This is a genomic window from Caulobacter sp. LARHSG274, from assembly GCF_052871235.1.
In genome coordinates this window covers 196,868-218,909 of the sequence record NZ_JBIXJO010000004.1, presented here as the reverse complement: position 1 = coordinate 218,909, position 22,042 = coordinate 196,868, and the positions used below count along the sequence as shown (strand labels likewise).

Annotated in this window: 18 protein-coding genes; 9 read left to right on the top strand and 9 right to left on the bottom strand. The window is 66.9% G+C overall.

The genetic code is table 11. The features are described 5' to 3' along the window. Nucleotides 1-79: 79 nt before the first annotated feature. A complete protein-coding gene (locus tag ACIPQB_RS11235) occupies nt 80-1,195 on the bottom strand; it encodes a hypothetical protein (RefSeq protein WP_446485309.1) in 1,116 nt (371 codons plus the stop codon). Nucleotides 1,196-1,391: 196 nt separating this feature from the next. After that, nucleotides 1,392-2,090 carry a transposase gene (locus ACIPQB_RS11230; protein WP_446485308.1) on the bottom strand — a complete coding sequence of 233 codons (699 nt, stop codon included), beginning with the start codon at nt 2,088-2,090 and terminating at the stop codon, nt 1,392-1,394. A gap of 162 nt (nt 2,091-2,252) precedes the next feature. On the opposite strand from ACIPQB_RS11230, the gene ACIPQB_RS11225 reads away from it, so the two are divergent. The 3 genes from ACIPQB_RS11225 (at nt 2,253) to ACIPQB_RS11215 (ending at nt 4,430) form a co-directional block, all read left to right on the top strand. Beyond that, a complete protein-coding gene (locus ACIPQB_RS11225) occupies nt 2,253-2,501 on the top strand; it encodes a hypothetical protein (protein WP_446485307.1) in 249 nt (82 codons plus the stop codon). A 43-nt stretch (nt 2,502-2,544) separates the two neighbouring features. Further along, a complete protein-coding gene (locus tag ACIPQB_RS11220) occupies nt 2,545-3,618 on the top strand; it encodes a pepsin/retropepsin-like aspartic protease family protein (protein WP_446485306.1) in 1,074 nt (357 codons plus the stop codon). A gap of 206 nt (nt 3,619-3,824) precedes the next feature. Then, nucleotides 3,825-4,430: a YdcF family protein gene (locus ACIPQB_RS11215; protein WP_446485305.1), complete on the top strand. Its 606-nt coding sequence runs from the start codon at nt 3,825-3,827 to the stop codon at nt 4,428-4,430. 226 nt (nt 4,431-4,656) lie between these two features. Here ACIPQB_RS11215 and groL read toward each other — a convergent pair whose 3' ends face one another. Both groL and groES read right to left on the bottom strand, forming a co-directional pair. Continuing rightward, nucleotides 4,657-6,306, bottom strand: coding sequence for a chaperonin GroEL (gene groL, locus ACIPQB_RS11210; protein ID WP_446485304.1), 1,650 nt, complete (start codon nt 6,304-6,306; stop codon nt 4,657-4,659). Nucleotides 6,307-6,365: 59 nt separating this feature from the next. Then, nucleotides 6,366-6,656 carry a co-chaperone GroES gene (gene groES / locus ACIPQB_RS11205; protein WP_446485303.1) on the bottom strand — a complete coding sequence of 97 codons (291 nt, stop codon included), beginning with the start codon at nt 6,654-6,656 and terminating at the stop codon, nt 6,366-6,368. 288 nt (nt 6,657-6,944) lie between these two features. Between groES and ACIPQB_RS11200 the strand changes: the two genes are divergently transcribed. Together ACIPQB_RS11200 and ACIPQB_RS11195 are read left to right on the top strand one after the other, a co-directional pair. Then, nucleotides 6,945-7,355, top strand: coding sequence for a VOC family protein (locus ACIPQB_RS11200; protein WP_446485302.1), 411 nt, complete (start codon nt 6,945-6,947; stop codon nt 7,353-7,355). Nucleotides 7,356-7,382: 27 nt separating this feature from the next. Next, nucleotides 7,383-7,820 carry a DUF4345 family protein gene (locus ACIPQB_RS11195; protein ID WP_446485366.1) on the top strand — a complete coding sequence of 146 codons (438 nt, stop codon included), beginning with the start codon at nt 7,383-7,385 and terminating at the stop codon, nt 7,818-7,820. Between the two features lie 183 nt (nt 7,821-8,003). On the opposite strand, the gene ACIPQB_RS11190 is transcribed toward ACIPQB_RS11195, so the two are convergent. The 3 genes from ACIPQB_RS11190 to ACIPQB_RS11180 are packed head-to-tail and all read right to left on the bottom strand — an operon-like array spanning nt 8,004 to nt 14,891. Then, on the bottom strand, nt 8,004-9,380 hold the full coding sequence (locus ACIPQB_RS11190) for an HlyD family type I secretion periplasmic adaptor subunit (RefSeq protein ID WP_446485301.1): 1,377 nt from the start codon (nt 9,378-9,380) through the stop codon (nt 8,004-8,006). Further along, a complete protein-coding gene (locus ACIPQB_RS11185) occupies nt 9,377-11,173 on the bottom strand; it encodes a type I secretion system permease/ATPase (protein WP_446485300.1) in 1,797 nt (598 codons plus the stop codon). The genes ACIPQB_RS11190 and ACIPQB_RS11185 overlap by 4 nt, the downstream gene beginning before the upstream one ends. A 25-nt stretch (nt 11,174-11,198) precedes the next feature. Further along, nucleotides 11,199-14,891 carry a beta strand repeat-containing protein gene (locus ACIPQB_RS11180; RefSeq protein ID WP_446485299.1) on the bottom strand — a complete coding sequence of 1,231 codons (3,693 nt, stop codon included), beginning with the start codon at nt 14,889-14,891 and terminating at the stop codon, nt 11,199-11,201. 507 nt (nt 14,892-15,398) lie between these two features. Here ACIPQB_RS11180 and ACIPQB_RS11175 point away from each other — a divergent pair. After that, nucleotides 15,399-16,094, top strand: a complete 696-nt coding sequence (locus ACIPQB_RS11175; protein WP_446485298.1) for a peptidylprolyl isomerase — start codon at nt 15,399-15,401, stop codon at nt 16,092-16,094. On the opposite strand, the gene ACIPQB_RS11170 is transcribed toward ACIPQB_RS11175, so the two are convergent. Further along, a complete protein-coding gene (locus ACIPQB_RS11170; RefSeq protein WP_446485297.1) occupies nt 16,063-17,286 on the bottom strand; it encodes a hypothetical protein in 1,224 nt (407 codons plus the stop codon). The genes ACIPQB_RS11175 and ACIPQB_RS11170 overlap by 32 nt on opposite strands. A 170-nt stretch (nt 17,287-17,456) precedes the next feature. Between ACIPQB_RS11170 and uvrB the strand changes: the two genes are divergently transcribed. From uvrB to ACIPQB_RS11155, 3 genes are all read left to right on the top strand, one after another. Continuing rightward, nucleotides 17,457-19,748, top strand: a complete 2,292-nt coding sequence (gene uvrB, locus ACIPQB_RS11165) for an excinuclease ABC subunit UvrB (RefSeq protein ID WP_446485296.1) — start codon at nt 17,457-17,459, stop codon at nt 19,746-19,748. Nucleotides 19,749-19,813: 65 nt separating this feature from the next. Then, nucleotides 19,814-20,023, top strand: coding sequence for a hypothetical protein (locus tag ACIPQB_RS11160; protein ID WP_446485295.1), 210 nt, complete (start codon nt 19,814-19,816; stop codon nt 20,021-20,023). 200 nt (nt 20,024-20,223) lie between these two features. Beyond that, on the top strand, nt 20,224-20,955 hold the full coding sequence (locus tag ACIPQB_RS11155) for a sce7726 family protein (protein ID WP_446485294.1): 732 nt from the start codon (nt 20,224-20,226) through the stop codon (nt 20,953-20,955). 4 nt (nt 20,956-20,959) lie between these two features. Here ACIPQB_RS11155 and ACIPQB_RS11150 read toward each other — a convergent pair whose 3' ends face one another. Continuing rightward, nucleotides 20,960-22,039, bottom strand: coding sequence for a beta family protein (locus tag ACIPQB_RS11150; RefSeq protein ID WP_446485293.1), 1,080 nt, complete (start codon nt 22,037-22,039; stop codon nt 20,960-20,962). Nucleotides 22,040-22,042: the final 3 nt, after the last annotated feature.

Genomic DNA, 22,042 nt, shown 5'->3' with positions numbered 1-22,042 from the left:
CGTTCGTTCAGGACTGCGGTGCGACGACGGTGACAGGACCAAACGGAGCTTGGCGGCCCCCGGCCAAGTCCTTGGCCGATCAGAAGCGGGTGGGATAGGCTTGGGTGCTGGGGCTGTTGTTATACTGCGCGCCTGGACAATCGACGGCGTAGGCGTCGGCGGTCTCGGCAAGGTGGGCGCCGCGATAGCCCTCGGGATTCAGCGCGCGGCAAGACACCGCCCGCTTGTAGATCACCGAACCGTCGTCCCTGAGATCGCCCATGAACTGGTCGAACGCCAGGTCGATCAGGCCGCGCGTCGCGGCAAAGCGCCTGGCCGTGCCGCTGAACTCGCTGGAGATCGTGCCGCCGGAGGCCACCGGCCGCACGACCGGCGCCGGGCCCGCCGCCGCCCCTGTGCCCATCACCGCTCCGCCGGCCAGCGCGAATTCCAGCTCGCTGAAGCTGCCGCGCGCCGAGGCGGCGGCGATGGCCGTGACCAGGGCGGCGTCGAAGCCTGGCCCAAACCGCTCCGGCCCACCGACCAAGGCGGCTTGCTGGCCGCCGGGGATGGCCAGGAGCGGCGCCGCGGAGATCGGCACCGCCAGTCTTCCATCGACAAAGTAGCCTAGCAGCAGCGCCCCGCCCAGGAAGCCGCCGATCGGCGCGTCGGCGGAGTCGCGGGCCACGCCGATCGGACCGGCGATCCCCGCCCGCACCATGTCCGGTGTGATCCCTGACCATTGGGCGCGATAGCTGGTCTCGACGGTCCTTTCGCGCACCAGTTCGTTGGTCCGCCAGCGCACGAGACGGAAGGTGATGCGGGCCGAGGCCAGCTTGTCGGTTCCCAACCAGACATCCGGTCCGCGCAGTTCGTCGAACTGTACGTAGAGCATGTATTCGGCGTCCAGACGGGGCGCGAGCATGTCGGCTCCTTCGAGGTGGACCGACAACTGGTCCAGCACCTGCGTGCGCGTCGGGCGGGTGGTCATGACCGCTCCGCCGTCGAACCAGCGGAACTCCGGCGCGCCCTGGATCTCCTGAATGGCGATGTTGCGATAGAACGGCCGTGACGGCGAGGCCTTGGCCACCGCCACCGGCGGCATGGCCGGTTGACGGAGCGCACGCATCTCGTCGGAGCTGGCGCAACCCGCCAGCAGCAGCGCCGCGGCGCAGACGGTCAGAGCCGATTTCACGAGATTGGACGACGTGGCCATGATGCGTTCCCCGAAAGCGCGATGACTATCGAGGAACAATCTTAACGAGTAATTGCAGTCTTGAGTTGATTTGGCCTTGGAGGCCGGCCCCAAGAGTCCGCCGCGTCTCGATCCATCTTCATGATCGCCGCTCGAATTGAGCGGAGCTGCAGAATTACGGCATTACGGTGACAGGCGTTACGGTGGAGTTACGAAACTACCGGACAGAAATTGCAGGTGACGGCGCGCTCAATGCGCCCTTCGACTTCCGCCCCCGCTTGCCCGGAGCGAGCGGACGCCCCGCCAGGGCTTCGAGGCGGGCGATGAAGGCCTCGCCGCCGACCGGCCGGCCGATGGTCTCGGCCCGGCGCAGCCCGCGGGACAGCGCCTCGTCCTCGCCGTCGGCGATCAGGGCGGCGAAATCGGGATAGCGCGACAGCACCGGCGCGGTCCGCGTCAGGCCGTCGCCCTGCTCCGGATCCAGGCAGGCGTGCAGGCTCGACCAGCGCCAGTCGACCGCCCGCTCGACCAGGCGCGCCCGCACGGGGTTGAGCGCCACATAGCGCAGCGCCGCGCCCAGATGCGCCTCGTCCATGGCCACGCAGCCGAAGCGGCCCTGCCAGAAATGTCCGCTGCGCTTGTCGCGCGCGTGGATGACGCCGGCGTAACGGCGGTGGACCGGCGCCAGGCAGCGGCGCAGGCCGTCGGGATCGGAGGGGACCAGGATCAGGTGGACATGGTTGGGCATCAGCACCCAGCCCCAGACCTCGACCTCGGCCTTGGCGGCGTTCTCGGCCAACATATCGCGGTAGAACTGGTAGTCGGCGTCGCTGAAGAAGGTCTGCGCTCCGCCATTGCCACGCTGAGTGACGTGGTGGGGAACCCCTTCGAAGACCGTGCGAGCCAGACGCGCCATGGCCGGAGCGTGGCGGGACGGGGGCGAGGCGTCAAATAATTAGTGCACTGTCACCGTAAAAGGCGCCTCGAATTCAGAAAATGCTGAGACGATCCCCATTGCTCTGCTATCTATAGGTGCAATCCGCCTCAGGCGGGCGACGACTAGGTCGGGGGCGACGGCATGGCGCTTGACGTTGGCGTAAAGATCTTTGTCACGCCCAGGGGAGCGCCGCCGAATTTCGGGACCTTGGGCGCCTGGGTGAAGCTCAAGCTCTCGAAAGAGCCAGCTTTCCTGAGCCATGCTCATGCCATGAACGTCGCCGCCGCGGACGTCCGCCTTATGACGACGGCGGGCCCGATCCTTGGCGCCGTATTGGATGCACGGGACACCGATGCGGCCGTCGTAAAATGCTCGGCAATTCAAATCTGATCGACGTCGCTACTCATTGCATCAATAGATGGGAAGTTCTCGAATGATGGCGGGATGTCGGCGAGGTGATCGCAATGGTCAGGTCAGCGCTGGGCGATTTGCCCTTTGTGCGTTGCGGTTTGCTTCTATTTTCTTGCTGTTTATTTGTTATTCTGCGCTGAAAACGCCCGCCGCAGCGCAAACCTCGGCGAGCTCGCCTCCGGCATCCGGCATCACAAATGTCCAGACGCAAGTCTATTTTCCCCCGATAGACCAACGTCACCCCGTTACGATTGATAGTTTCGGTGGGCTAATGTTGTTTGAAACCGAGATTGGCGGACGCCGCGCCTGGGGCCTTTTTGACAACGGCTTTATGCAGACCGTAATCGATACAGGCTTTGCCCAGTCCATCGGACTTGATGATGACCCACAAGGCGCCCGTCCACGGTTCGGAGATTTGACTACGCTCGGAGGCAAGCTCCCTCTCAAGTTCGTAAACGGCGTGGATATTAAGCTTCCTGGGCAATTTAGCTTCCGAAATTCGCCCCAATTGTCCACGGATCTATCCGCATTGTCGCGCCTGGTTGGCCGCCCCATTTCGTTGGTCATTGGCCAAGACTTGTTCGACCAATTCCTATTTGCTTTCAGCGTGAAGGAACGCAGCTTTCAAATGGGCCAGAGCGGTTTTCGAGCGCCGCCGCAAGCAATTGAATTAAACCTGAAGAATAATCCGCCGCAAATTGACGTCATTATCAATGGCCATGCCGCTACCCTGACAGTTGATCTTGGCGACAACAACTTCATATCGCTCGGCGATGAGGCGTGGTCCAGATTCGGACTTGAACAACTTGCCGTCACTCATAGCACTAACACAGCGGCGGACGGTACAATTTCCCCCTCCAGGACAGCGATCGTGGACAAGCTGTCGGTCGGGCCCCTGGTTTTTACCCCGATGCCGGTAACCCGAACCTCCGCGTTACCTGGTCAAGGCGACGGCCGGATAGGTATGGGATTTTTCGCCGGCTTTAATTTCGTGGTCGACCAGAAGGCGCATAAAATATGGCTCTTTCCTCTGTCCAAGCCCGTCGACAAGCCAGCCCGAGATGGTGAAAGCCCCAAGGCTGGCCCTAAGAATTGAAGTAATTACGGCGACAGCGCATTCCGACGTCAGGTCAAATTGGTGCACTGCCACCGTAATCCTGTCACCGTAATCCAGCATGGCACGATTGGGCGAGGGGTCGGCGGCGCGATGTGGGCTGGTGGGATTGGTTTCGGCCCCTTGGCGGTCGCCTAGAATGTCCGCTAAGCTGACATGGATTTACTTGCCACTCAGCAACCCCAGAGATGTTTTCACAACCCGTTCCCGAGGCGTTACTCGACAAGATCGAGCGATTTCATCTGGTGAAGACGGAGCTGCGGCCCGCCGATCTCCTGTTCGTGTTCGGCACTCAGCATAGCTTCGACGGTTTCCTTGCAGTCATTAGCACGCTTTGGGCCGAGGGAATGTTCAAGTGGGCCGTGGTCAGCGGCGGCCCTATCGCGGGCGAGGGCCATACCGAAGCTTCCGTGCTGGCGAATGGAATGATTGCTCTAGGCGTTCCCGCCGAGCGGATCATCTTGGAAGAAACGGCGACCAACACCGGAGAGAACGTGAGCTTCTCCTTGCCGCTGATCGAAAGACGAATTGGCCTTGAGGAGGTGCGAAACCTCATAGCTGTCGGCAAGGACTATACGTCGGCGCGCTATCTCATGACCCTTGAGCGCTATTGGCCCGAGGTCGAGAAAATGTTTGCACCGGTTCATTTGCACGGGTGTGGGCGCGAGGGGTGGCGCTCACGGCCGAACTTGAGGAAGGAGGTGCTTCGAGAGTGGGCGAAGCTTGGTCCGTATCTGGATGCCGGCTTCATCGCACCTTGGCCTCCAAGCACGACTGCGGCTGACTTCCGCTAACCACCGAGCCGGCGACGCCCTCCAGCTCTCTTTACTACCTTCTCTCCCCCTTGCGGGGGTGGCCCCGAAGGAGTCGGGTGGAGATCCGGTGCAGGGCGTCCAGACCGTCGGAATTACGGTGACAGTGCATTAATTTAGAACTCCGAGACCCGATATCCCAAAGAAAAAGGGCGGGCCCCTGCGGTCCCGCCCTCCTTCATTTCGTTCAGCCTGAGCCGACTTGGATTTAGAAATCCATGTCGCCCATGCCGCCCATGCCGCCGCCGGGAGGGCCGCCGGCGCCGCCGCCGCCCTTCTTGGGGGCTTCGACGATCGCGGCTTCCGTCGTGATCAGCAGGCCGGCCACCGAGGCGGCGTCCTGCAGGGCGGTGCGGACCACCTTGGCGGGGTCGATGACGCCGTCGGCGATCAGGTCGACATACTGCTCGGTCTGGGCGTTGAAGCCGAAGGTCGCCGACTCGCTGTCGAGGACCTTGCCGACCACGATCGAGCCTTCGACGCCGGCGTTTTCGGCGATCTGGCGGATCGGGGCCTGCAGGGCGCGACGGACGATGGCGATGCCGGCCGTCTGGTCGTCATTGTCGCCGGTCAGGTTGGCCAGGGCCTTGGAGGCCTTCAGCAGCGCCACGCCGCCGCCGGGGACGATGCCTTCTTCCACGGCCGCGCGGGTCGCGTTGAGGGCGTCGTCGACGCGGTCCTTCTTTTCCTTCACTTCGACTTCGGTCGAGCCGCCGACGCGGATGACCGCGACGCCGCCGGCCAGCTTGGCCAGACGCTCTTGCAGCTTTTCCTTGTCGTAGTCGCTGGTGGTGTCTTCGATCTGCTTCTTGATCTGCGAGATGCGGGCGTCGATCGCCGACTTCTCACCGACGCCGTCGACGATGGTGGTGTCGTCCTTGGTGATCGAGACCTTCTTGGCCTTGCCGAGCATGTCGAGCGAGACGTTCTCGAGCTTGATGCCGAGGTCTTCGCTGATGACTTGCGCGCCGGTCAGGATGGCGATGTCTTCCAGCATGGCCTTGCGGCGGTCGCCGAAGCCCGGAGCCTTGACGGCGGCGACGCGCAGGCCGCCCCGCAGCTTGTTGACCACCAGGGTGGCCAGGGCTTCGCCCTCGACGTCCTCGGCGATGATCACCAGGGGACGGCCCGACTGGACGACGGCTTCCAGCACCGGCAGCAGCGGCTGCAGCGACGACAGCTTCTTTTCGAACAGCAGGATCAGCGGCTCTTCGAGCTGAACTTCCATCTTGTCGGCGTTGGTGATGAAGTAGGGCGACAGGTAGCCGCGGTCGAACTGCATGCCTTCGACGACGTCGAGTTCGGTCTCGGCGGTCTTGGCTTCTTCAACCGTGATGACGCCTTCGTTGCCGACCTTGTCCATGGCCTTGGCGATCATCTCGCCGACGTCCTTGTCGCCGTTGGCCGAGATGGTGCCGACCTGGGCGATCTCGTTGTTGGTCGTGACCTTCTTCGACGACGCCTTGATGTCGGCGACGACGATGTGCACGGCCTTGTCGATGCCGCGCTTCAGGTCCATCGGGTTCATGCCGGCGGCGACCGACTTGAGGCCTTCCTGGACGATGGCCTGGGCCAGCACGGTGGCGGTGGTGGTGCCGTCGCCGGCCTTGTCGTTGGTCTTCGAAGCCACTTCGCGGATCATCTGCGCGCCGAGGTTCTCGAACTTGTCAGCCAGTTCGATTTCCTTGGCGACCGAGACGCCGTCCTTGGTCGAGCGCGGGGCGCCGAACGACTTTTCGATGACGACGTTGCGGCCCTTGGGGCCCAGGGTCACCTTCACCGCATTGGCGAGGATGTTGACGCCGCGCAGCATCTTGTCGCGCGCGTCCGAGGAGAAATAAACGTCTTTAGCGGCCATGTGAGAGCCCTTCTAAAAGAGAAACTTGGGATCGAAGCGAGGTGAGGTGGGAGAGGCGTTTAGCCCTCGACCACGCCCAGGACGTCGCTTTCCTTCATGATCAGCAGGTCCTGGCCGTCGACCTTGACCTCGGTGCCGGACCACTTGCCGAACAGGATGCGGTCGCCGGCCTTGACGTCCAGCGCGACGACGTCGCCCTTGTCGTTGCGGGCGCCGGGGCCGACGGCGATGACTTCGCCCTCTTGCGGCTTTTCCTTGACGGTGTCGGGAATGATGATCCCGCCCTTGGTCTTCTGTTCTTCTTCGACACGCTTCACGAGGACGCGGTCGCCAAGAGGACGAAACTTCATGTGTGGTTCTCCGTCGGGACGGTTAGAATTAGGGTGCGCAGGCCGTGGGAGCGCCGTTGTTAGCAGTCACTCCCGTCGAGTGCTAACGCCGGGCAGGAATTAGGCCCCGCCGCCTGGGGTGTCAAGGACGAGGTCCGCCGATTTGCTGTGGGCGAATTTGCGCCTAAGTCAGGGTCCGGACCAAAGAGGGAGCCGCTAGGACGCCATGACGACGCGCTCAGGCCTGAAGGGCGGAAACGGCCGCCGCCCGATCCTGTTCCCCGCCTTCTTCCCCGCCGGGGTCGGCCGATGATCGACCACATGGGATTGCGGGTCGCCGACCTGGCCGCCGCCCGGGCCTTCTACGACGCCGCCTTCGCGCCGCTGGGCATAGACGTGGTGATGACCGTCGGCGCCGAGTTGACCGGCGGCTCGGCGGTGCTGGGCTACGGCCCGCGCGCCGACGGGCGGGACATCCAGGCCGGCAAGCCCAGCTTCTGGATCGGCGAGGACGAGGTCCTGACCGGCCCGCTGCACGTGGCCTTCGTCGCCCCCAGCCGCGCGGCGGTCGACGCCTTTTACGCCGCCGCCCTGGCCGCCGGCGGAACCGACAACGGCCCGCCGGGGCTTAGGCCTCACTATCACCCCAACTACTACGCAGCCTTCGTGTTCGACCCGGACGGCCGCAACATCGAGGCGGTCTGCCATGCCCCCGCCTGACCGGACTGGAGAGCCCCCGCTGTGTTGATGTCGAGCTACGGTCTTTCGCTCGTCCTGGCGGTGGTCGCCTGCGTGATCGGCGGGGTGCTGGGCGGGCTGAGCCTGGCGCGGCCGGGCTCGGTGCTGGGCCTGGCCGGCCTGGGCGCGGGCCCCGACGAGGCCGCGCCGGCCCCCGCCGCCCTCGCCGAGGGCCGGGCCCTGGGCGGCCTGCTGATCCTGTCGCACGCCACGGCGGCCCTGTTCCTGGGCTATCATTCCAGCGTCGGGGCGGCGATGGCCTTCGCCCTGGCCATGGCCTGGCTGGGGGCCGCCATCGGCCGGGCCGCCTCGGCCGTGATCGACCGGGCCCGCGGGCCGCTGAACCTGGGCAGCCTGGTGTTCGAGCTGCTGATCGCCGCCACCCTGGCCCTGCCGTTCTTCAACGCCGGCCGCCTGGCGGCCCGCGGCGCGGGGATGCTGGTGTAGGGCTGATGATCGAAGACTGAATCACCATTCACCCCGCCTCCCCGGCGAAGGCCGGGGCCCAGGTTCAGCCGTCGTATTAGCGGCTTATCCGAAATGCAGAGCCCTATGATCTGGGCCCCGGCCTTCGCCGGGGAGACGGAGTAGGATGGGCGTTCCTATCTGGCCTCATCACGCTCCGCCCCCTCACTGCTCGCGGAAGGCCCGGAACAGCCGTTGCTGCAGCGGCTCGACCAGGTACTGCAGGGCCGTCCGCTTGCGCAGCGGCACCACCACCTCGACCGGCAGGCCGGCCTTCAGCATCGGCGCTTCGCGACCCGGCTGCTTCAGGGCCGCCAGCTCTTCGGGCGGCACGGCGACCTCGGCGCGGAAGTAGCGGGCGCCGGTCTTCTCGTCGGTGAAGCCGTCGGCCGACAGCTTGGTGACCTTGCCCGCCAGCAGCGGCAGGTGGCGGTCGTGGAAGGCGCTGAACCGCACGTCGGTGGTCTGGCCGACATGGATGTCGTCGGCGTCGTTGGCCGCGATCCGGGCCTCGATGACCAGCGGCGCGCGGCGGGGCACGATCTCCATCAGGGTGTCGCCGGGCTGGGCCACGCCGCCGACCGTGAACACCTTCAGCCCCACCACCTGGCCCGAGGCCGGGGCGCGGACCATGCCGCGGGACAGCTGGTCGCGGGCCGCCGCCAGCTTGGGCTTCAGCTCGTTGAGGTCGACCTCGGCGGCGCGCAGGTCGACGATCACCTCGTCCATCCGCTGGCGGTCGCCCTGCAGGGCCTGCATCCGGGTCTCGCCGATGCCCTCGCGGGCGCTGGCGGCCTGGGCGCGGAAGGCGCCGTCGGCCCCGGCCAGGTCGGCGGCGGCGCGCTCCAGCGCCCGCACCCGGGTCAGGGGCGCATAGCCCTGGGCGGCCAGCTTCTTCATGCCCTCCAGCTCCTCGCCGATCAGCCGCTGCTGCTCGCGATTGGCGTCCAGCTGGCGCTCATAGCCGTGGATCTGTTCGCTGAGCTGGCTGGCCCGCTCGCCCAGCACCCCGTGCTGGGAGTCCCGCGCGCCGCGCCGGGCGGCCAGCTGGCGGCGCTCCAGCGCCAGGGCCTCGTCGGCCAGCAGCTTGTCCTCGGGCGCTAGGCCGAGGAAGGCCACCGGAACCGGCGGCTCGGCCAGGCCGTCGCGCTCGGCGATCAGCCGGGCCCGCTGGGCCTCGACCGCGAACAGCCGCGAAGCCAGGGCCCGCTCCTGGGCGCGGATGTCCTGGACATTGATCTCGACCAGCACCTGGCCCTGGCGGACCACGTCGCCCTCCTGCACGCGCAGGGCCGAGATCACCCCGCCCTCGCGGTGCTGCACCGCCTGGCGGCTGCCCGACACCGCGACAACCCCAGGCGCATAGGCGCCGGCGTCCAGCGGGGCCAGGGCCGCCCAGCCGAGGAAGCCGACGAAGAAGGCCCCCGCCGCGGCCAGGCCGACGCGCAGCTCCCAGCGGGTCCCGTCGCTGGGGCCGTCGCCCTCCAGCACCCCGGCCGGGATGATGTCGTCATAGGTCGAGCGGATCAGCGAACCGGTCATGGCTGCCTCGTGGCGCGAAGGTCGGCTTCGGCGTTGGCGGCGCGCGGCAGGCTGGCGACGCGGGCCTCCAGGGCCTTGAGCACCTCGCGGCGCGGACCGTAGAGGTCGACCGCGCCCTCGCGCAGCACCAGCAGCTTGTCGGCTATGCCCAGGATGTTGAGCCGGTGGGCGATGACCACCAGGGCCGCGCCCCGGGCCTTCTGGGCGGCGACGGCGTGCTCGAGGGCGGTCTCACCCTCGGAGTCGAGGTTGGAGTTGGGCTCGTCGAGCACGAAGATCCGCGGCTCGCCGTACAGGGCCCGGGCCAGGGCCAGGCGCTGGGCCTGGCCGGCCGAGAGGCCGCTGCCATTCGGGCCCAACTGGGTCTCGTAGGCGTCGGGCAGGCGCAGGATCATTTCGTGCGCCCCGGCGGCCACGGCGGCGGCCACGGCCCGGGCGTCGATCTCGGCCGGGTCGCTCTCGAGGATGCTGGCGAAGCGGGCGATGTTCTCCTTCACCGTGCCGGCGAACAGGCCGCAGTTCTGCGGCAGGTAGCCGATATGGGCGGCCAGCCGCTCCTGCTGCCAGTCGGCTAGGTCGGCGCCGTCGACGCGGATGCAGCCGTGGTCGGGGGCCAGGGCCCCGACCAGCAGCCGGGCCAGGGTGGTCTTGCCGGCCCCGCTGGGGCCGACGACGCCGATGATCTCGCCGGGGTTCACGTCGAACGACACCCCGCGCAGGATCATGCCGGCCCCGTCCGGGGTGCGGACGCTGGCCTGCTCGGCCCGCAGCCGCCCTTGGGGATCGGGCAGCCGGGTGCGCGGGATCGGGGTCGGCGCCTGGCGGAACAGCTCGACCAGGGTGTTGAAGCCCTCGCGGGCCTGGATCACGCCCTTCCAGGCGCCGACGATCTGCTCGATCGGGGCCAGGCTGCGGCTGAGCAGGATCGAGGCGGCGATCACCCCGCCGGCCGAGATCTCGTGCTTCACGGCCAGCCAGGCGCCCGTGCCCAGGGCCAGGGACTGCAGGGTCAGGCGCAGGAAGCGGATCAGGCCCGAATAGACCCCGCCGGTGAACTGGGCGCCGGCCTGCAGGCCGACGGCGTTCCGGCGCTCGATCAGCTGGCGGACGATCAGCGGCTGGCGCATGCCCAGGGCTCGGACCAGGCCGCCCTGCGAGGCGATGGCCTCCTGGGCGGCGTAGGCCTGGGTCGAGGCCTCGTGCAGGGCCCCCAGCTTGGCGCGGGTGGCCCGCTCGTTGAGGATGGCCAGGACCAGCAGGGCCAGGGCCCCGCAGACCGAGAGCGCGCCCAGCAGCGGATGGAGGATGAAGCACAGGGCCAGGTAGATCGGAGTCCAGGGCGCGTCCAGCAGGGCCAGGGCGGCCGGGCCGGCGACCACGCCGCGGAGGGCGTCGAACTCGCGCATCGCCTGGCGCAGCCGCGGCCCCGCCCCGCGGTCGAGGCCGCCGGTCAGGCGGGCCAGGACCTCGGCGGCCAGTTCGCGGTCGAGCCGCAGGCCCAGCCGGACCAGGACCCGCTGGCGCAGGCTGTCCAGCATGGCCAGGGTGGCCAGGGCGAAGACCACGGCCACCGTCAGGAACATCAGGGTCAGGATCCCGCTGGTGGGGATGACCCTGTCGTAGATCTGCAGCATGTACAGCGTCGGGGCCAGGTAGAGGATATTGACCAGGGCGCTGAAGCCGGCGGCGATCAACACATGCCGCCGGCAGGTTCGCAGCGCGGTGGCGAGCGGCTCAGGGATCTGTTTCCGGGTCCGAGCCGCTCGTTCCCCAGCCGCGCTGCGCCCGCTCATGCCAGCACGTCTTCGTGATAGCGGATCAGGGCGTCGACGAACACGTGGTCGTCGGCGTCGCAGGAATAGGCCACGCCATTGACCGTGCCGAAGTTGTGTACTCGTCCAGGGCGGTGTGAAGCGCCGCGCCGGAACCCTGCCACGCCGCGCTGCTCTGCTTGACGGCCGCGCCGTTGAAGTCGGCGATCCCGTCATGGTTGGCGTCGGCATATTGCTGCAGCCAGTCGATCGCCAGGTCCATCTTGTGGGCCGGACTGTTGAGGTCGGCCGGACTGCCGGACGGATTGCCGGCCTCGAAGTTGAGCCAGGCGGCGATCACGTCGCGTCCCAGCACGTAGCGGGCGTCCTGCTGCGTCTTCATCGAGGCGTCGATGACCTTCAGGGCCAGGGCCAGCGACATTTGCAGGGTGTCCTCGCCGGCGTCGGTGACCCCGTTGCCGTTGTCGTCGCCCAGCAGGATGTAGCGTTCCTCCTTGTTGCTGCTGCCCGGGTCAGGCCCGTCATTGATGCTGTTGTTGAAGGCCAGCAGTTCGCCGGTCGGGAATTCGGGACCCGACTTGGTCTCATTGCCGACCGTGCCGTCCCAGAAGGTCAGGCCGTTGGGCGACAGCCAGAAGCCGGGGGTCCGCACCCCGACGCAGTCGATCAGGCCGAAATAGTAGGCCAGGTCATGGTCGGTCGCCGTGCCGCCGGAATAGGTCCCGGTGGCTGTAGCGTCGTTGACGTGCTGGCCCGCGACCCACGAGGCGTCGTAGTAGAAGGTGTTGGTCTCGCCGACGTCGAGCGTGCCCAGCGACATCGCCGTGCCCGCCGCCGCGCCGTTCAGGTCGAACACCGAGTCGGTGACCGTGGCGTTCGTCAGGCTGACATTGCCGGTATTGCTCACCACGAACTTGAACTGGATGTCCGCGCCCGAGGTGGCGACCGGTCCTTGCGGACTGTCGGCGTCGTCCCAGGTCAGGCCGCCGTCGATCGACACATACTTCTCGATGTCGATGCCGGCCCGTTGCGCGACGGGCACATTGGCGTCGTCGGTGTCCGGGCCCGTCTCGTTGGAGTCGGCCGTAGCCACGTTCTGCAACAGGCCGTCGCCGCCGCCATTGGAGTCGATCTCGCCCTGGGTGACGGTGTGGGCCGCCGTGTAGCTCCAGGTTTCGCCGACATTCAGCACGCCGTCATTGTTGCCGACGATGTCGGCCCCACGGACGATCGAGCCGACGTCCGCGAACGGATCGGTCACCGTCACGCCGGTCAGGCTCGTATTGCCGGTGTTGGCGAGGCTGATCGTGTAGCTGATCAGCTCGCCGGCCGTATCGGCCGTGCCGCCGGGGACGCTGGCGTCCTTGATGATGTTCAGCGAAGCGCGCTGTTCGACCGGCACATTGGCGTCGTCAGTGTCCGGGCCGGTCTCGTTGGAGTCGGCCGTGGCCACGTTCTGCAACAGGCCGTCGCCGCCGCCGTTCGAGTCGATCTCGCCCTGGGTGACGGTGTGGGCCGCCGTGTAGCCCCAGGTTTCGCCGACTTCGAGCAGGGCGTCGTTATCACCCACGACATCCGCCCCGCGGGCGATCGAACCGGCGTTGGCGAACGGGTCGGTGACGGTCACGCCGGTCAGGGTGGTGTTGCCGGTGTTGGCGACGGTGATCGTGTAGCTGATCAGCTCGCCGGCCGTGTCGGCCGTGCCGCCGGGCACCGAGGCGTCCTTGGTGATGTTCAGGCCAGGCTGTTGCTCGACCGGGACCGAGGCGTCGTCGGTGTCGGGGCCAGTCTCGTTGGAGTCGGCCGTGGCCACGTTCTGCAACAGGCCGTCGCCGCCGCCGTTGGAGTCGATCTCGCCCTGGGTGACGGTGTGGGCCGCCGTATAGCCCCAGGTCTCGCCGACTTCGAGCAGGGCGTCGTTATCACCCACGACATCCGCCCCGCGCACGATCGAGCCGACATCCGCGAACGGGTCGGTGACGGTCACGCCGGTCAGGGTGGTGTTGCCGGTGTTGGCGACGGTGATCGTGTAGCTGATCAGCTCGCCGGCCACGTCGGCCGTGCCGCCCGGGACGCTGGCGTCCTTGGTGATGTTGAGGGCCGGGTTGCGATAGACCGGCACGCTGGCGTCGTCGGTGTCCTCGCCGGTCTCGTTAGAGTCGGCCGTGGCGACGTTCTGCAACAGGCCGTCGCCGCCGCCATTGGAGTCGATCTCAGCCTGGGTGACGGTGTGAGCCGCCGTATAGCCCCAGGTTTCGCCGACTTCGAGCAGGGCGTCGTTGTCGCCGACCACGTCAGCGCCGCGGACGATCGAGCCGACATCCGCGAACGGATCGGTCACCGTCACGCCGCTGAGCGTCATGTTGCCGGTGTTGGCGACGGTGATCGTGTAGCTGATCAGCTCGCCGGCCCAGTCGGCCGTGCCGCCCGGGACGCTGGCGTCCTTGGTGATGTTCAGGGCCGGGTTCTGGGCGACCGGGATCGAGGCGTCGTCGGTGTCGGCGCCGGTCTGGTCGCTGTCGGCCGTGGCGGTGTTGTCGATCGTGCCGCCGGCGTCGATCTCGGCCTGGGTGACCGTGTGGGTGGCCGTGTAGTGCCAGGTCTCGGTCAGGTCGAGGACGTTGTCATGGTCGATGTCGCCGCTGTTGAAGCCGCTGGACAGCACCGGCGCCAGGTTCGACACGAACGGGTCGGTCACCGTCACCCCGGTCAGGGCGACATTGCCGGTGTTGGCGACGCTGATCGTGTAGCTGATCACCTCGCCGGCCCAGTCGGCGGTCCCGCCGGGGACGCTGGCGTCCTTGGTGATGTTCAGGGCCGGATTGGGCAGGAAGTTGCCGATCTGGACGCTGTAATTGCCGACGCTGGAGACGTCGACCGTCTCATAATCGCCGGTGGTCTGCACCCAGCCGGCCTGCAGCACCTCGTCGATGCGCACCGACTCCAGCGACGTGCCGATGCCGCCGAAGTGGAACGTGCCGTCGGCGGCGGTGACCGTCGAGCGTTCGCCCGTGTCGAGCACGCCGTTCGCATTGGCGTCGATGAAGATCGTCCAGCCGGCCAGGCCGACCTCGCCCGCATCCTTGACGCCGTTGCCGTTGGTGTCGCCGAACTTGATGCCGTTGATGGTCGACACCTTCTCGGTGTTGAACTCCTCGAAGCCGTCATTGGCCGCGTAGATGGTGCCGGGCGTGCCGAAGTCGGCGAACAGGGTGATGTAGTCGGTGCTGAAGTCAGCCCCGGCGAACGATGACACCGGCACATAGAAGACGTAGTCGTCATTGCCGCTGCCGGAGGAGTGAGCGTCGAGCAGAAGCCGGGTGTCGCCATTTCCGTCCAGGTCGAAGACCTTGGTGAAGTCGGAATCCAGCTCATGGGTCGCGACGACATAGTCCGCGCCCGTCGCGGGCGCCGAGGAATAATAGAGCTTCAGGCTGGTCAGCGAGATCAGGGTGTTGGCGTTGGTCTGGTTCAGGTCGAGCCGGAACTCGAAATATTCCACGCCATCGATGATTTTGACCGGAATGTCGTTGAACGTCAGGCTGCTGGTCTTGCTCTGGTCGGTATCGAGGACGCCCGTGGCGTCGGTGTTGAAGCCCATTTCATTGCCATCGTTGTCGTCGATGCCGAGGAAGGGGGAATAGATGCCGGTGCCCGATCCGATCGGGTCGCCATAGGTTACGATGACGCCGTCGATCGTCGTCGTACTGCCGGGTGAGGTGAGGTCGATGTCGGCCATGGTCTGCTCCTGAGCGTCCGACGCCGGGAGCAAGTCGCTTGCTCGCGCGTCCCAAAATGGCAATCGGCGACATCGACGCCGGTGCGAGGCTGGGAGGACCGCACCGACGCCGACGCCGCGCGGCGCGCGTCACCCGACGAGACGGCGGTCCGATGAGGGGGGCTGCGGAGCGAACCGAAGTCCGCTCCACCTTCATCCTGGACCGCCCCGAAGACGAGGCCGACGCGCCTCGCGAAAGTTTAAAAGCAACCCCTTGGTGTTCTACCCAGATCACCTTTGTGTCAATAATATAGCTGCACTGTTTTTAAATTTTGTTTGCGTAATCAAATATCACTACATCTATATACATATACGATTGCACAAATATCTATTCGAAGTACTTGGTAATCACGAATCTATAATCAATTCATAGATCGAGTTATCTTAAGGTGAGCGACACCTGACAATGACCGGAGGTTGACCTGGCCAGGCGCTTGCACGGCGCATCGGCGGCGCTAGTCTCCGGCCATGACCCATCGCCCCATCGCCCGCCGCCGCCTGCTGATCGGCGCCGGCCTGCTGGCCGCCTTCCCGGCCGCCGCCCAGGTCGCCACGCCCCTGCCCGCCCCGCCGCCCGCCAAGCCGCCGGTGCGCGTCGCCCTGGAGACGCCGCAGGGCCGCATCGTCATCGAGCTGGCCGTCGACCAGGCCCCGCTGACCACCGCCAACTTCCTGCGCTATGTCGACCGCAAGCTCTATGACAAGGCGACCTTCTTCCGCGCCTCGCGGGCCCCGGGCGCGGTCGATTACGGCCTGATCCAGGGCGGGCTGCAGGGGATCGGCGCCCTGCCCCCGGTCGCCCACGAGCCGACCAGCCAGACCGGCCTCAGGCATGTCGACGGCACGGTGTCGATCGCCCGCACCGCGCCGGGCACCGCCACCTCCGACTTCTTCATCTGCGTCGGCGACGCGCCCTATCTGGACGCCAATCCCGCCGCGCCCAATAACGCTCAGGGGGGCGACAATCTCGGCTTCGCCGCCTTCGGCCACGTGGTCGAGGGCATGGACGTGGTCCGCAAGATCCTGGCCCTGCCCACCCCCGGCAAGGCGATCAACCCGGTGATGAAGGGCCAGATCCTCGACCCGCCGGTGCCGATCGTCTCGGCGCGGCGGGTGGCGGTTCCGGCGGCGGTCAGCCCACCGTCACCGCCTTCAGCGGGGTGAAGCCGGCGTCGGTCTCCAGCCGCAGGCGATAGTCGCCGGGACGCAGGAACAGCACCGCCCGGTCCTCGCCGGCCGCCACCACCCGCTGGTCGGCGGGGACGGCCATGTCCTTGTCGACGGCGTGGACGGCCTGGACGATCACCGCCGCGTCGCCGGCCCGCGCCGGGACGGCGACCTCGACCCGCCGCCGGGTCGGATCGGCCGCCAGCCAGCCGGGCCGGCCCTCGACATCCGGCAGCGACGGGTGGAACACCGCCAGGTCCGCCCCGGCGGCGGCCGCCGCGACCGAGACGCCGTCGCCGCCGCGGACTACGATCGAGGCCTTGGGCGCGAACCGCTCCAGCACTGCCCGGGTCAGGGGACGGTCGCCGGCGTGCGGCCCGAACGAACCGGTATAGGCCTGGGACACGCAGAGCGGGTCGATCCCCGCCATGGCCGCCAGCCGGCGTGCGAACCATTCCGAGCCGCGGCGGTCGGGCGTCTTCCTCAGGTGCGAATAGCCGCAATAGACCACCACCCGCGACTGCGGATCGGAGTCCAGCACCCCGGCGATGAAGTTGCCGGTCTGGGCCGCGTCGCGCCGGGCCATGGCCTCGGCCTTGGTCTCGCCGGCCGCCCTTTGGTCCCGGCGCTGCTCATAGGGTCGCAGGCGATAGCCCAGGACGGCCGCCTCGCGCACCGCCTCGGCGAACCGGGGATCGTGCAGGTAGAAGCCCAGCGTCGGGTCCAGCGCCCCGCCCGCCTGGTAGGCCCGCACGTCGGGCGCCCCCGGGCCGTCGGCGTTCAGGAAGTCCTCGCAGGCCAGGATGTCGAAGCCCTGCGGCCGCAGGGCGCGCAGCACCTGGGCCAAGAAGTGGCGGTGCCGCGAGCAGACATGGGCCTCGTTGAGAAACACCACCCGTCGGCCGCGGGCGGCCGCGACGATGGCGGCCAGGGCGTCCTCGGCCGCGGCGCCGGGCGGCAGGACGTCGCCGTCGGGCGGGCCGCGCGAGGCCTGGGCCAGGGCCGTCGCCTCATCGCCGACGAAGGACGCCATCTGCTGCAGCCCCGCGTCGTCCGGCGTCGCGCGGATCGCCCGCCAGAGCGGCAGGTAGCGGGCTTCCATGAACAGCCGGGTCTGGTGGCTGACCGGCTCGGCCGCGGCCCAGGCTCCGGCCGGCGCCGCCCCGGCGAGCGCCAGTCCCGCGGCCAAGCGTCTGCGCGTCAGGTGCAAGGCGGCTCCCCCCGGGTGGCGTCGCGCCATACTCGCCCTGAGGTGGAGACGAACGCAAGCCCCCATCCCGCCACCTGCCGCCAGTCTGCTGACACCGGCTGTCAGCAGACCCCCTAGGCACGGAGGGCCGGCGACCTTACCTTGCCGCCATGGCCCGTTCCCCCACGATCGACGTCTCCGCCGAAGACCCCGGCGGCGTTTCCGACGTCTCCGCCAAGTTCATCCACGACGCGACCCTGGCCGGCGCGCCCGCCAGCCTGACCCCGACCCTGTGGACCCCGCACCGCCCGGCCCGGCCGCAGAAGTCGGAGGGCGGCCGCCGGTTCAAGCTGGTCAGCGACTACCAGCCGGCCGGCGACCAGCCGACCGCCATCGCCGAGCTGGTCGAGGGTCTCGGCGCCGGCGAGAGCGACCAGGTGCTGCTGGGCGTCACCGGCTCGGGCAAGACCTTCACCATGGCCAAGGTCATCGAGGCCACCCAGCGCCCGGCCCTGATCCTGGCCCCCAACAAGACCCTGGCCGCCCAGCTCTACAGCGAGTTCAAGAGCTTCTTCCCCGACAACGCCGTCGAGTACTTCGTCAGCTATTACGACTACTACCAGCCGGAAGCCTACGTCCCGCGCACCGACACCTACATAGAGAAGGACTCATCGATCAACGAGCAGATCGACCGCATGCGCCACTCGGCGACCCGGGCGATCCTCGAGCGCGACGACGTCATCGTCGTGGCCAGCGTCAGCTGCATCTACGGCATCGGCTCGGTCGAGACCTATACGGCCATGACCTTCACCCTGGAGGTCGGCCAGACGGTCAACGAAAAGCAGATGATGGCCGACCTGGTCGCCCAGCAGTACCGCCGCAACGACGCCGCCTTCGAGCGCGGGACCTTCCGCCGCCGCGGCGACACCCTCGAGATCTTCCCCGCCCACTACGAGGACCGCGCCTGGCGCGTCAGCCTGTTCGGCGACGAGGTCGAGAGCATCAGCGAGTTCGACCCGCTGACCGGCCGCAAGACCGCCGAGCTGGAGACCATCAAGGTCTACGCCAACAGCCACCACGTCACCCCGCGCCCGACCCTGCGCCAGGCCATCGTCAGCATCCGCCAGGAGCTGAAGGAGCGCCTCGACTGGCTGGTCGCCAACGGCAAGCTGCTGGAGGCCCAGCGCCTGGAGCAGCGGACCAATTTCGACCTGGAGATGATCGAGACCACCGGCTCCTGCGCCGGCATCGAGAACTACAGCCGCTACCTGTCGGGCCGCAAGCCGGGCGAGCCGCCGCCGACCTTCTTCGAATACATCCCCGACAACGCCCTGCTGTTCACCGACGAGAGCCACCAGACCGTCCCGCAGATCGGGGCCATGTACAAGGGCGACCGCAACCGCAAATGGACCCTGGCCGAGTACGGCTTCCGCCTGCCCAGCGCCCTCGACAACCGCCCGCTGAAGTTCGAGGAATGGGACGCCATGCGGCCGCAGTCGGTGCATGTCAGCGCCACCCCGGCCAAGTGGGAGCTGGAGCGGGCCGGCGGCGTCTTCGCCGAGCAGGTCATCCGCCCCACCGGCCTGATCGACCCGCCGGTCGAGGTCCGCCCGGTCAGCAAGGACGGCGCCTCCCAGGTCGACGACGTCATCGACGAGATCCGCCTGACCAAGGCCAAGGGCTACCGCACCCTGGTCACCGTCCTGACCAAGAAGATGGCCGAGGACCTGACCGAATACATGAACGAGCAGGGCATCGCCGTCCGCTACATGCACAGCGACGTCGACACCATGGAGCGCATCGAGATCATCCGCGACCTGCGCCTGGGCCAGTTCGACGTGCTGGTCGGCATCAACCTGCTGCGCGAGGGCCTGGACATCCCCGAATGCGGCTTCGTGGCCATCCTCGACGCCGACAAGGAAGGCTTCCTGCGCTCGGAGACCAGCCTGATCCAGACCATCGGCCGCGCCGCCCGCAACGTCGACGGCAAGGTCGTGCTCTATGCCGACCGCATCACCGGCAGCATGGAGCGGGCCATGGAGGAGACCGCCCGCCGCCGCGAGAAGCAGCACGCCTACAATCTCGAGCACGGCATCACCCCCGAGAGCGTCCGCCGCGACATCAAGGACATCCTCGACAGCCCCTACGAGCGCGGCGACCGCGTCACCGTGCCGATCGGCGGGCTCGGCGAGGGCAAGGACGCCAAGCCGTTCAGCGGCGACAACTTCAAGGCCGCCCTCAAGGACCTCGAGGCCCGCATGCGCGAGGCCGCCGCCAACCTGGAATTCGAAACCGCCGCCCGCCTGCGCGACGAGATCAAGCGCATGAAGCTGATGGACCTGGAGTTCGCCAACGAGGCGCTGACGGGGGTGGGCGAGACGGTGGACAAGGCGATGCCGGGCCGCGTGCGCAAGGAGCTGCGGGCGGAGCAGGCGGAGGCGTTTCGGAAGGGGCGGCTTTAGGCTGCTCCCCCTCTGTGGGAGCTGTCGCGAAGCGACGGAGGGGGCCTACGGCCGGGGACAGCCCCATGGGCCTGTCCGGTTTCCAGGCCCTGGTCCAGGAGAGCCTGGATGACCTGGACGCCGGCCGGTACGAGGTCGTCGAAGACGTCGCCGCCTCGTCGACGGCCTGGGACGCAAACCGCGGCATGAGACGGCTGAATGTCGCGCGTAGCGCGCCGCGACATCGAGACCCTGCTCTGGGAGAGCCGCACGCGCCACGGCGCCCGCTCGGCTGATCACTATCGCCGCCTCATGGACGCCGCGACGCTGGCTCTACGCCCTGCGGATTTCGGCGCGATGCCTGGATGCAGAGCATAGGTCGCATTGCACGCATCCCGCACTAGCCTGAGCGTCGCGGCCGGAGTTGCCTCCGCCGATTTAAAACGCCAAAGCTACCGTCGATTGCTCGCCCTGAAAAACTGAGACAGACTTAGCCGTGGAAATTCCCCGCATCAGTGGCACCACCACGAACGACCGAGGACGCACCCAGCGGCGGCCTCTTCCTTCTACTCGGCTATCTGAAGCTGACATCAAGGCCGCGTTGCTCACGGAGCTTCGGCGCCGTGGCTCAATCTCCGCCAAGACCGTCGTTGCGAATGAATTCCGAGTTGGAAAGACATCCGTTCGGGCAGACCTAGCACTCCTCGGCGATCGCCTTACGGCGGTAGAGATCAAGAGCGATGCCGATACGCTGAAGCGCCTTGAGCGCCAGGTTGCGGCCTACAGCCTGTATTTTGACGAGCTGATTTTGGTGCTCGCTCGACGCCATCTCGCACGGGTCTCACCCGACCTTTTGGCCAAGGCCCAGGTTTGGATTGTAGAGCTCGACGGAACGCTCTCGCAAAGTTCCGTGCCGGGCGATGAGAGCCTCAGGAGTCGTCCGCTGGCCGACCTCCTCACGAAGAAGGAATCGCGGCGCTACCTCGGGACAGAGGCTGGCGATGCTGCCGACCATTACGATGCCTTCGTTGCGGCTTTCCGCCGTCGCTTCGGCCCAACGAGTGAGGTTTTTTGGCGTAGCGTCTCCCGTCGCCGCGTCAAAGCAGAAGATCTCCACGCTCTAAGCCGGTATCGCGACCAACGGTTGGCGTTTCAAAAATCTGAACAACGACGTGTCGAGCAATGGAGTCAGTGGGAAGTTGCCGCCGCCGCTTTGGAAGCTGCCTGAGCCGCTAGTCGGTCCACTCTTCATCCGTATCGTACAGCTCCCTTGGCGCATTGAAGAAGAGCTGCTGATGCAAATGAATATTGACCCGCACCGCAGTTGAGCGAGCGGGAGAGACGATCGCGGATTCATCGCCCAAAGCGGTACGCTCAATCATTTGCGTTCCCCACAGTCTGAGATTCCCGTCCCAGATTGGCGAAGCCATCAGCTTTTGAGCCTGGAGTTGATAGGCGCTAGGCCGATCATCAGACGTATCTGAGCGGAAGAAATTCCACTGCCGCGCGCGCGCATAGTCGATACGCGGCGCGGGGGCTCCACCACCGCCATTTTGGCGCTCAGCTCGGGTGCTTCCCCTATCGCTAAAAATCACCCGATCACTTCGACGCTTTACGGCCTCGAAGAACTCACGCTCGTATATCGACTGCTCAGATATCGCGGTGAATGCCTCCGGAAATGTCGAAGCGGAGAGAGCGACGCGCGCATGCGGCGCCACCTCCAGGATGGTACGCACATATTCCGTCGCCTCAGCTTCCAGGAGCAGGAGGTGCCGGGTTTGGCGACCCCAATCCAGCAAAAAGACTACGTCGCGGCCGCCATCAGTTGCCGCCGCCGTCCTCGTGGCGATGGCCCGAATGAAACGGAAGGCTTCAGCCTCCAAAGGAACCATCAAGCCTCGCCCCAGCTCCCTTAGCCGCGCGGCCTGAGTATCAAACTCGTTCACATCAGTGAGCTGAAGCGACGGAATCAGATTCTGGCGCTCTTCATCCGCCAGAAAATCGCACCAAGCGCGAAACCCGTCGTCTGGAGCGCGGAGCTGATCTAACTGCGCATGAACAGGCCGGGGCGACGCGACGGTTTCGGGATCGCAAAGGGAGACGAAATATGGGCGCTTACCGTAGGCGTCCGTAATACGAGCCAAGGCGCTTTCAAGCTTATGCGCGCTCACCCACGGCTGAAGCCTAAACGTTGGCAGCAGGCGATCTTTGTCCCGCTCGGGTAGTGACTGCAACGCCATCATTTCCGCAGGCCTTACTGCGAGAAGAGGGATGTACGAAATATCGTCAAATGCGCGCAACACTCCGGACATTCC

What these genes read in the sequence shown, in the direction of transcription:
- ACIPQB_RS11185 (WP_446485300.1), bottom strand. Translation starts at nt 11,173, where the DNA reads ATGAGCGGGCGCAGCGCGGCTGGGGAACGAGCGGCTCGGACCCGGAAA.
- ACIPQB_RS11230 (WP_446485308.1), bottom strand. Translation starts at nt 2,090, where the DNA reads ATGGCGCGTCTGGCTCGCACGGTCTTCGAAGGGGTTCCCCACCACGTC.
- ACIPQB_RS11190 (WP_446485301.1), bottom strand. Translation starts at nt 9,380, where the DNA reads ATGACCGGTTCGCTGATCCGCTCGACCTATGACGACATCATCCCGGCC.
- ACIPQB_RS11195 (WP_446485366.1), top strand. Translation starts at nt 7,383, where the DNA reads ATGTCGAGCTACGGTCTTTCGCTCGTCCTGGCGGTGGTCGCCTGCGTG.
- ACIPQB_RS11220 (WP_446485306.1), top strand. Translation starts at nt 2,545, where the DNA reads ATGATGGCGGGATGTCGGCGAGGTGATCGCAATGGTCAGGTCAGCGCT.
- ACIPQB_RS11200 (WP_446485302.1), top strand. Translation starts at nt 6,945, where the DNA reads ATGATCGACCACATGGGATTGCGGGTCGCCGACCTGGCCGCCGCCCGG.
- ACIPQB_RS11180 (WP_446485299.1), bottom strand. Translation starts at nt 14,891, where the DNA reads ATGGCCGACATCGACCTCACCTCACCCGGCAGTACGACGACGATCGAC.
- ACIPQB_RS11150 (WP_446485293.1), bottom strand. Translation starts at nt 22,039, where the DNA reads ATGTCCGGAGTGTTGCGCGCATTTGACGATATTTCGTACATCCCTCTT.
- groES (WP_446485303.1), bottom strand. Translation starts at nt 6,656, where the DNA reads ATGAAGTTTCGTCCTCTTGGCGACCGCGTCCTCGTGAAGCGTGTCGAA.
- ACIPQB_RS11235 (WP_446485309.1), bottom strand. Translation starts at nt 1,195, where the DNA reads ATGGCCACGTCGTCCAATCTCGTGAAATCGGCTCTGACCGTCTGCGCC.
- ACIPQB_RS11215 (WP_446485305.1), top strand. Translation starts at nt 3,825, where the DNA reads ATGTTTTCACAACCCGTTCCCGAGGCGTTACTCGACAAGATCGAGCGA.
- ACIPQB_RS11225 (WP_446485307.1), top strand. Translation starts at nt 2,253, where the DNA reads ATGGCGCTTGACGTTGGCGTAAAGATCTTTGTCACGCCCAGGGGAGCG.
- groL (WP_446485304.1), bottom strand. Translation starts at nt 6,306, where the DNA reads ATGGCCGCTAAAGACGTTTATTTCTCCTCGGACGCGCGCGACAAGATG.
- uvrB (WP_446485296.1), top strand. Translation starts at nt 17,457, where the DNA reads ATGGCCCGTTCCCCCACGATCGACGTCTCCGCCGAAGACCCCGGCGGC.
- ACIPQB_RS11175 (WP_446485298.1), top strand. Translation starts at nt 15,399, where the DNA reads ATGACCCATCGCCCCATCGCCCGCCGCCGCCTGCTGATCGGCGCCGGC.
- ACIPQB_RS11160 (WP_446485295.1), top strand. Translation starts at nt 19,814, where the DNA reads ATGGGCCTGTCCGGTTTCCAGGCCCTGGTCCAGGAGAGCCTGGATGAC.